This window comes from Rhodococcus sp. CX, assembly GCF_015865005.1.
Taxonomy (GTDB): Bacteria; Actinomycetota; Actinomycetes; order Mycobacteriales; family Mycobacteriaceae; genus Rhodococcus.
The window spans coordinates 63,821-72,117 of the sequence record NZ_JADZGH010000224.1 but is presented as its reverse complement, the minus strand read 5'-3'; the positions used below and the strand labels follow the sequence as shown (position 1 = coordinate 72,117).

Here is an 8,297-nt window from a genome sequence, read left to right as displayed (position 1 = left end):
CGGCATCGGAGTCTCGAACGGGAAGGCGCCGATCACGCGGTCGACGAGGTCGGCGAAGTGGTCGATCGGTGTGCCGACCTGGATGAACTCGGCGAGCGTGCGGGTCGATCCCGCTTCGGCGATGCTGAGGTCGACGAGTTCGGCGCGTCGGCGCTGGAGCTCGTCGACCATCCGCCGGAGGACCGTGGCCCGTTCACGCGGGCTCATCTGCGGCCACGGTCCCTCGTCGAAGGCGGTCCGCGCCGCGCGGACCGCGTCGTCGACGTCGGCGGCCGTGGCCTGGGGCACGGTGCCGATCACTGCCTCGGTCGCGGGATTGACGACCGTGAGCGTTTCCGTGCCCCGGCCGTCGACCCATTTGCCCCCGATGTAGAGCTGCCCTGCTCGCTCACTCGCCATGCGCGCACCCCCGCAATCTTGCAATTGAGTTATCTGATTCAACCGTACAATGGTGCAGTTGAATCGAGTGCCGAAACGGCGAAGTGAAGTGACGTCCGTCGGTGTTAGGCTGATCCGGCTTGCTGGTCAGGGAATTCGGAAGGCGTAGAGAAATTGTCGAACCGCTCCGTCGATGAGAACGAACTTCCCCACCGGATCCAGGTGCCGAAGACCGCAGAGGTGATCGCCCAGCAGCTTCGTAGCCAGATCGTGCGCGGCATCCTCAAGCCGGGGGACACGCTTCCGCCCGAAACCGTGTTGGGGCAGCGGTTCGACGTCTCCCGTCCCACCTTGCGCGAGGCGTTCCGGATCCTGGAGAACGAGTCGCTGATCGTGGTGCGGCGCGGTTCGCGCGGTGGCGTGCAGGTCATGTCCCCGGACGTCGCGGTGGCCGCGCGGTACGTCGGGTTGCTGTTGCAGATCGAGAGCACGACGCTGGCCGACCTCTACGAGGCGCGCACCGTGCTCGAGCCCGCTGCTGTGCGAATGCTGGCGACCCGGCGCAGCGAGGAGGACATCAAGGACCTCACCGCGGTCATCGACAAGCTCGCGATCCTGGTCGACGCGGGCACGGAAGGGGCCGACTTCGACGAGTGGTCCGCGACGGCGTTCCGCTTCCACGACCTCATCCTCGAGCGTGCCGGCAACCGGACGCTCGGGCTGCTGGGTCGGATCATCGGTGACGTGGTCTCGACCCACATGTCACGGGTGGTGTCCCGCACGACCGACACGACCGAGGTCGAGGTTCAGTTCAAGCGCACCATCCGGGCGTTCCGCAAGACTGTCAAACTCGTCGAGGCGGGCGATGCCGATGCGGCGGAACAGCATTGGCAGCGACATATGGCCACGTCCGCCAAGAAGATGCTCTGGGGCCGGTTCGCTTCGGAGTCGGTCGTCGACCTCTTCAACTGACGTCCGAGTCCGGCCGTACACGGAACTTCGTGTAGGAGTGCGGCTTTCGTATCGTCGGTGTGATCGTCCCGACGCCGGGACGCGAACTCCTCGCTCACGCCTCCTGGCTTCGGATCGCGCGCAGGGCGTTCATCAACTTCGTCCAGTGGGACCGAGTCCAGCCGTCCTGGTCTTCACCCCAGCCGATCTCGCCGTCGAACTCCCATCGCATGAGCGCGTTGCTGCCCCGTCCGCCCTCGCACATGTGGGCCACGGAGAAGCCTTCGGCGGTCATGGTGCGTCCGGTGAGATCCGTCAGGTCGACCTCCATGTGCGCGCTCCAGCCGGTGCGAGGATCACGGAAGTTGCGCATCCGCGACGCCGTCTTGTCGAGACGCTCGAACCGGCCGTCCCGCAACAGCCATCCGTGGTTGAGGGGTGACCAGCCCGCCGCGTCCCCGTCCTGGGGGCGGACGAAGCCGAGGAACCCGGTGTTCGGTCCGGAGTGCCCGAAGATGTACTGGATCCGGCCGCGTCCGCGTTCGCGTTCGATCTCCCGCCATCGGGGACCACCCGGATGCAGCACCCGGTGCTCTCCGCGCTGGTAGGCCGGTTTAGGGCTCCGCATGTGGTGACCACCGCGGGGACCCCACGTGCGGTCCCTGATCGAGTAGGAGTCGATGGTGATCGACTCGCCGCGCAGCACCAGCTCGCCGACCTGGTGCCCCAGTTGGTCCAGGTGCGGGCTGTACATCGCGGGTGGCTCGCCCGGGGTGAACCGGCGGGGCGGGTGGACGGCCCGGTGCTCGAACGCGACGGCGAAACCGTTGTCCGGATCGGAATACCCGAGCTCGTAGCGCTTCAGCGGTTCGACCATCTTCACCGAGAAACCCCCGCCCGGGAACGTGATGTCCCGCAGGTCGGGATGCTCCGGCATGGGCTGATCGACGCCGGTGCGGTAGTAGGCGAGGCGACCGAGGTCGGCGCCGCTGGGGTCCCACACGAACACGCGCCAGGTGACCACTCCGCGGTTGACGTCGAACCGCGCGTGCAGCCACCCGCCGATGTGGCGTTCGGGGATGTTGAAGGACCACCAGTTGGTTTCGACCCAGTACGGATCGTCGTTCGGCGGCTGGTGATACATGTCGTCGTCGGGCGTGAAGGGGGTGTCGGCGGTGATCTCGCCCGGGCTCGGGACATCGTCGTTCACCTGGCCGACCGTAGCAGCGAGCCGACTGATTCGGAGCATTTTCGGGCTCCAAATCAGATAACTTATTGCACTGCTGATTTCGGGTGCGGAGTCGGCCGCGCGGCGGCGAACCCGGTGATCAATGCGTCGACGGCGGCGTCGAATCGAGCTGTCGGCCCACGTCCGGCACTGTCCCTGGCGGCGGCGGTCAGGAGCGGATAGTCCTCGGGCGACAGTTCGGCGAGGCGGCTGGTCTGGCCTTCCTCACCGTGCGGCTGCGGGGAATCGGACCCAGCGCGGACGGCACCGTGGACCACGATCAGGGAATTGAGTGCGTACAGCAGGTCCAGCGCGGTGCACGGATCGAATCCCGCCCGGGTCAGAACCTGCAGCAGCGTCTCCATCACCCGATGGTTTCCGGCCGTGGTGCCGGGCCGAGACAGCATGAGCGGGAGCAGGTTCGGGTGGGCTGCGAGAGTGTCCAACCCGGACCGGGCATAGCGACGCAGTCCGTCCTTCCAGTCCGTATCGGTCCCGATCGGCAGCTCCGCCGCGGACACGAGCCGTTCGACGATGCCGTCCAGCAGTGCAGCCTTGTTCGGGAAGTAGTGGTACAGCGTCATCGCCTCGACCTCGAGTGTGGCGCCGAGGCGTCGCATCGACAGTGCCGCGAGTCCCTGCGAGTCGGCCAAGTCGATGGCGGCGTCCAGGATGACCTGTGGATTCAGGCCCGCATGCTGTCCGTGGGGGCGGTGACCGGGCATTGCGGCTCCTCGATCCGTTGACATGTTTTACGGCGTAAGTCTACCGTGGAAGCAGTAAGACTTACGGCGTAAGACTTTGCATCCAGAGAGCCCACGGTCATGAACACGACACGCATTTCCCGCTCCTCGACAGTGGCCCTGCTCGTCGGGTGCGTCCTCACGGTCGTCTCCGCGATCGCCGTCTACGGCGGCCAGACGAACTCCGGCATCCTCACCGCACACGTCCGCGCGGGCTACCCGTCCTTCACCCAGGACCGCATCGATGCGGCCACCGACATCTACCTGACCTACCTGATCGTTCTGGGTGTCCTCGGCACCCTGGGCTGGCTCACCACCCTCTGGGTGGCACGCCGGAACGCATCGTGGGCGCGACTGCTCGCCACCGGCCTGTGGATCGTCGCCACCGGTATCGCCCTGTTGGACCTGACCGTCCGGGACACCTCCGGCGACACCGCGCTGCCCGCCATCGTCGGGTGGACGGGACTGGCGCCGTGCGTGGCCGGACTCGTCGCGGTCGTCCTGCTGTGGCGCCGCACCTCCGAACGGAAGGAGACACTCCGATGACCGACCTCGTCCGAACCGGCGCCCTGGAAACCACTGTTCTGGAAGCCGCGGCCGGCGACGTCCACGCTGCAGGCATCCCGGGGATCTTCGCCGAAGTCCGTGTGCGTGACGATGTGTGGCGCGGCGCCGCAGGCGTCGCCGATCTCGTCACGCGCGCACCCGTGACCCCCGGGATGCGTCACCGCGTGGGCAGCATCTCCAAGACCTTCGTCGCGGCCGCCGTTCTGCAACTCGTGGAGCGGCGTGCCGTCGATCTCGACGCACCGATCCGCAGGTATCTGCCGAACCTCGTCCCCGGCGGCCGCGGTGATGCCATCACCGTGCGGATGCTGCTGAACCACACCAGCGGTCTCGCCGACTACCTGCCGACGGCCTATCCGTCGCTGGCCGCGTTCCCGGTGGTGGCCGACACCTCACCGCGCAGCCTCGACGACAATCGATTCACACGATTCGACCCGCTGGACCTGATCGAGATGGGCGTCCGCGCGTCGACGGCCGCCGCTCCCGGTACGTCACCAGGCCGATATTCCAACACCAACTACCTTCTGTTGTGCCAACTCATCGAGTTGATCACCGGTGTATCCGCCGAACAGCACATCGACGACGCCCTCATCGCCCGGGCGGGCTTGGCGGACACCGGATTCCCGTCCGGTCCCGAGGTCGACGGCCCGCATTCGCGGTTGTACGAGTCGTGGTTCGGCATGAACCAGCCGCTGAGCGACTACAGCGTCTTCGACATGTCCTGGGTCGGGCCGGCCGCATCGTTGATCTCCACCACTGCCGATCTCAACCGGTTCTTCGCCGCCCTGCTGGCCGGCGACATCCTCGGCCCGGACATGCTGACGCAGATGCAGCAGACCGTGCCTGTCGTCTCGTTCGAAGGCACGATCGTCGACTACGGGCTCGGCCTGCACCGCAAGGAGGTTCCCGGTCAGGGGACGTTCTGGGGTCACGACGGTTCCGTATGGGGTGGCGGCGCGATCACGATGACGCGGGCCGATGGGAGGAGACAGATGACGGTGGCGATCAACCGGCAGCGCTGGAACGAACTCGACGCCTCCGGCAGGCCCACACCGCATCCCATCGATGGAGCGCTCGACGCGTTCCACCGCGTGGCCTTCGGCGCGCAGGCGTCGAAGTGGAACGTCGAGCCTCCCCGCTGATCGGACGGACTCGGCAACTCCTCCGCGATGAGGACCGGAGGCGGTACGCGGTTCGGCAATGCCGTTCGGCCTGGTGCAGCAGACTCGGGTCATGGCCTCTGTCTCCCCTCGGCTGTCCCCGATGTTGGCGACCCTCGGTGAACCACCGAGCGGCAATCGGGTGTTCGAGATGAAGTGGGACGGCCAACGCGCCCTGATCACTGTCGAGGGCGGACAGTGCCGGTTGACCAGCCGCGCCGGCAACGACATCAGTCGCACCTTTCCCGAGCTCCCGGATCCGGTGCTCACCGCGGTCGGGGGCAGGGACTGCGTCCTCGACGGGGAGATCGTCGCCCTCGACAGCGATGGGCGGCCGTCTTTCGCTCGGCTGCAACGCCGGATGCATGTCCAGCGCCCCACCGAACAGCTGCGCGCTGATGTGCCGGTCATGGTGTACCTGTTCGACGTGCTCGCCGTCGACAGCGACTGCACAATCGATCTGCCCTATCTCGAACGGCGGGCCGTGCTCGACGACCTGATCACCCCCAGTGCACGGGTGCAGCTGTCGCCCTATTGGAGCGACGTCGACGCCGCGACCATGCTCGAGGTGGCGCGGGAGAACGGTCTCGAAGGCATCGTCGCCAAAGACCCCGACAGCCCGTATCTGCCGGGCACCCGCGCGTCGAGCTGGATCAAGACTCCGCTGCGCCGCACTACCGAGGGGGTGGTCGTCGGTTGGATCCCCGGAGCGGGCAAAGCGGCCGGAGGTATCGGCTCGCTGCTGCTCGGGGCGCACGACGACGAGGGTCGGTTGGTGTTCATCGGTCGCGTCGGCACCGGGTTCACTGCCGCGACCCGCCGGGAGTTGCGGTCCCGGTTGCGTCCGTTGGAGCGATCCACCAGCCCGCTGTCCGTCGCACCGCCGAAGCGGGAGACTCACGGAGTCCATTGGGTGGAGCCGACGTTGGTGGGGGAGGTCGAGTACCGGGAGTACGCGGGCGGGAGCCTGCGGCATCCGAGCTGGCGGGGACTACGCGCCGACAAGACGGTCGACGAGGTCGACCTGCCCGGCCGACACTGACGCCGGCGGCGTTCGTTCCTCGGTCCCGGCGCATCGCCACGGCGCCGATCCGGACCCGAATCCAGGGGTGTTCCGGTGTCGAAGCCACCCGTGAGGTCAGGTCCGCGACGGTCCGGGGCGCCCGTGTGAGTTGCGGAGCCGGAACAGCGACTCCTGCGCGAGGTTCGCGACGAGCACCCGGTTCTCGTCGTAGATGCGCCCGGTGTACATGCCGCGCCCCTGCGAGGTCGACTCCGGGGCCAGATCGAGCAGCAGCCACCGGTTCGGATCGCAGCCACGGTGGATCCACACGCTGTGATCGATGCTCGGCAGGATGCCGACGTGCTTGACCAGCGGGGCTTTCGACAGCCCGGTGCACATGTCGGAGACGAAGACCAGCCCGCAGGCGCGGAGGTTCGCGTCGTCGCCCAGCGATGTCTTGATGCGGACCCACAGCCGCGTCGGCCAGCGGTGATAGGCCTCGTCGTCATGGGGGATGCGGACGTCCAGGTCGAGCATCCGCGGGTCCTGACGAACCGTCGGCAACGCCTCCGGCGGAGTGGTGTCGGGCATCGCCTCGGCCTGGTAGTCGGCGCCCGGCTGGATCTGCTGGAACGACGCCTCCAGGTTCAGGATCGGTACTCCCTCCTGGCTGGCGACGACCCGCCGGACCGAGAAGCGGCCCCCGTCGCGCTCCCGTCCGACGGTGTACGTGATCGGCTTGGTGGCGTCGCCGGGAGCGAGGAAATAGCTGTGCAGTGAGTGCGCCAGTCGCTCGTCGGGAACGGTGTGGGACGCGGCGCGCAGCGCCTGCGCGGTGAGCCGGCCTCCGTAGAGTCCGCGGGGATCGTCGGCCCCGGCCCTCGCCGCGACGAAGGTGTCGGGTCCGGTCGAGGTGAGGGTCAGGGCCTCGGCGACCGTTGCCGCCAGGGTGCCGGACGCGGCCACCGAGTGCGACCGCGCCGTCGAGGCGGCACTGTGTTCGGCCGTCACCGGAACCCCTGCGTGTGGACGCCGCTCGGGCGGGCGACGGCACCGGTCGGGGAGGCGGGTGCCGCGACGCATGTTCGGGAGTCACTCATACAGGTGCTTCCTTCTCTCGGTGGGTCGGATCAAACCTGGCGGCCGCTCGAAGCCCAGAACTCCTCGCGGAGAGTGCGTTTGAGCAGTTTCCCGGTCTCCGTCCGGGGCAGGGACATTCGGAACTCGACACTTCGAGGGCACTTGTATCCGGCAAGGCGGGTGCGGCACCAGGCGATCAGCTCGTCGGCCAGCTCCTCATCCGTGGGTGCCGCGGGTGCGGCGAGCTGAACGAGCGCCTTGACCTGTTCGCCCCACTCCGGGTCCGGGACGCCGATCACCGCGGCGTCCGCCACGGCCGGGTGCGTGGAGAGGATGCCCTCGACCTCGGCGGGATAGATGTTCACGCCGCCGCTGATGATCATGTCCTTCGCACGGTCGCAGATGAACAGGTAGCCGTCCTCGTCGAGGTAGCCGACGTCGCCGATCGTGAACGCCTTGCCCCGGTGGGCGGAGCGGGTCGCCACCGGGTCGCCGCGGTACTCGAAACTCGGTGTCCGCGGCTCGAGGTAGACGTTCCCGATCTCGCCGGCCGGTAGCTCGGTCCCGTCGTCGTCGAGGATGCGCACCGTCATCCCCGTCACCGCACGCCCGACGGTGCCCGGCTTCTCGAGCCAGCGGTGCGGTTTGGCGATGGTGGCGGCCATGCCGCCGTAGGTCTCCCAGATGACCGGGCCCCACCAGTCGAGCATCTGCCGCTTCACATCGAGAGGACACGGAGCGGCGGAATGCACGACCACCTTCAGGCTCGAGTGGTCGTACCGGGCGCGGATCTCGTCGGGGAGCCTCAGCAAGCGGACGAACTGGGTGGGCACCATGTACGCGGTCGTCACCCGGTGCTCGTCGATCATCCGCAGCGTGGCCTCGGGATCGAACTTGCCCCCGATTGCCAGTGCCTGCCCGACATTCAGTGCGCCGAGGTAGAAGCTCTGGCAGCCACCGTGATTCATTCCGGTGGAGACCAGGTGGACTCCGTCGAAGGGAAGGAAGGTGAACGCGCGCCCGAATGTGGACATCGCATTGGCCGCTGCCGACGGCTCCAGCGGTGGCAGCGGCCGGAGGATTGCCTTCGGCTTGCCGGTGGTTCCCGACGAGTAGATGATCGCGCCGCCCAGTGTGCGGTCCGCCGGCACGGTGTCCGGCTGTCCGGCGATCAGATCCTCGTACCG

General features: G+C 67.7%; 9 protein-coding genes. 4 read left to right on the top strand and 5 right to left on the bottom strand.

What is annotated here, in order from left to right; genetic code table 11:
* On the bottom strand, nt 1–399 hold a 399-nt coding region (locus tag I0Q12_RS33875; protein ID WP_231611385.1), incomplete at its 3' end, for an aldehyde dehydrogenase family protein.
* Nucleotides 400–600: 201 nt separating this feature from the next.
* On the opposite strand from I0Q12_RS33875, the gene I0Q12_RS25095 reads away from it, so the two are divergent.
* On the top strand, nt 601–1,350 hold the full coding sequence (locus I0Q12_RS25095) for a FadR/GntR family transcriptional regulator (RefSeq protein WP_248674420.1): 750 nt from the start codon (nt 601–603) through the stop codon (nt 1,348–1,350).
* Between the two features lie 94 nt (nt 1,351–1,444).
* On the opposite strand, the gene I0Q12_RS25090 is transcribed toward I0Q12_RS25095, so the two are convergent.
* Together I0Q12_RS25090 and I0Q12_RS25085 are read right to left on the bottom strand one after the other, a co-directional pair.
* Nucleotides 1,445–2,539: a hypothetical protein gene (locus I0Q12_RS25090; protein WP_231611384.1), complete on the bottom strand. Its 1,095-nt coding sequence runs from the start codon at nt 2,537–2,539 to the stop codon at nt 1,445–1,447.
* A 62-nt stretch (nt 2,540–2,601) separates the two neighbouring features.
* A complete protein-coding gene (locus I0Q12_RS25085) occupies nt 2,602–3,282 on the bottom strand; it encodes a TetR/AcrR family transcriptional regulator (RefSeq protein WP_197255776.1) in 681 nt (226 codons plus the stop codon).
* Between the two features lie 99 nt (nt 3,283–3,381).
* Here I0Q12_RS25085 and I0Q12_RS25080 point away from each other — a divergent pair, with 99 nt between their 5' ends.
* The 3 genes from I0Q12_RS25080 (at nt 3,382) to ligD (ending at nt 6,069) form a co-directional block, all read left to right on the top strand.
* Nucleotides 3,382–3,846, top strand: a complete 465-nt coding sequence (locus I0Q12_RS25080) for a hypothetical protein (RefSeq protein ID WP_197255774.1) — start codon at nt 3,382–3,384, stop codon at nt 3,844–3,846.
* Nucleotides 3,843–5,009, top strand: coding sequence for a serine hydrolase (locus tag I0Q12_RS25075; RefSeq protein ID WP_197255772.1), 1,167 nt, complete (start codon nt 3,843–3,845; stop codon nt 5,007–5,009). The genes I0Q12_RS25080 and I0Q12_RS25075 overlap by 4 nt, the downstream gene beginning before the upstream one ends.
* Nucleotides 5,010–5,100: 91 nt before the next feature.
* Nucleotides 5,101–6,069 carry a non-homologous end-joining DNA ligase gene (gene ligD, locus I0Q12_RS25070; RefSeq protein ID WP_197255770.1) on the top strand — a complete coding sequence of 323 codons (969 nt, stop codon included), beginning with the start codon at nt 5,101–5,103 and terminating at the stop codon, nt 6,067–6,069.
* A 96-nt stretch (nt 6,070–6,165) separates the two neighbouring features.
* On the opposite strand, the gene I0Q12_RS25065 is transcribed toward ligD, so the two are convergent.
* Both I0Q12_RS25065 and I0Q12_RS25060 read right to left on the bottom strand, forming a co-directional pair.
* Complete coding sequence (locus I0Q12_RS25065; protein ID WP_197255768.1) at nt 6,166–7,041, bottom strand: acyl-CoA thioesterase II; 876 nt, start codon at nt 7,039–7,041, stop codon at nt 6,166–6,168.
* Between the two features lie 119 nt (nt 7,042–7,160).
* On the bottom strand, nt 7,161–8,297 hold a 1,137-nt coding region (locus tag I0Q12_RS25060; RefSeq protein WP_231611382.1), incomplete at its 5' end, for an AMP-binding protein.

Coding starts and splice junctions, on each gene's coding strand:
- ligD (WP_197255770.1), top strand. CDS start 5,101: ATGGCCTCTGTCTCCCCTCGGCTGTCCCCGATGTTGGCGACCCTCGGT.
- I0Q12_RS25085 (WP_197255776.1), bottom strand. CDS start 3,282: ATGCCCGGTCACCGCCCCCACGGACAGCATGCGGGCCTGAATCCACAG.
- I0Q12_RS25075 (WP_197255772.1), top strand. CDS start 3,843: ATGACCGACCTCGTCCGAACCGGCGCCCTGGAAACCACTGTTCTGGAA.
- I0Q12_RS25080 (WP_197255774.1), top strand. CDS start 3,382: ATGAACACGACACGCATTTCCCGCTCCTCGACAGTGGCCCTGCTCGTC.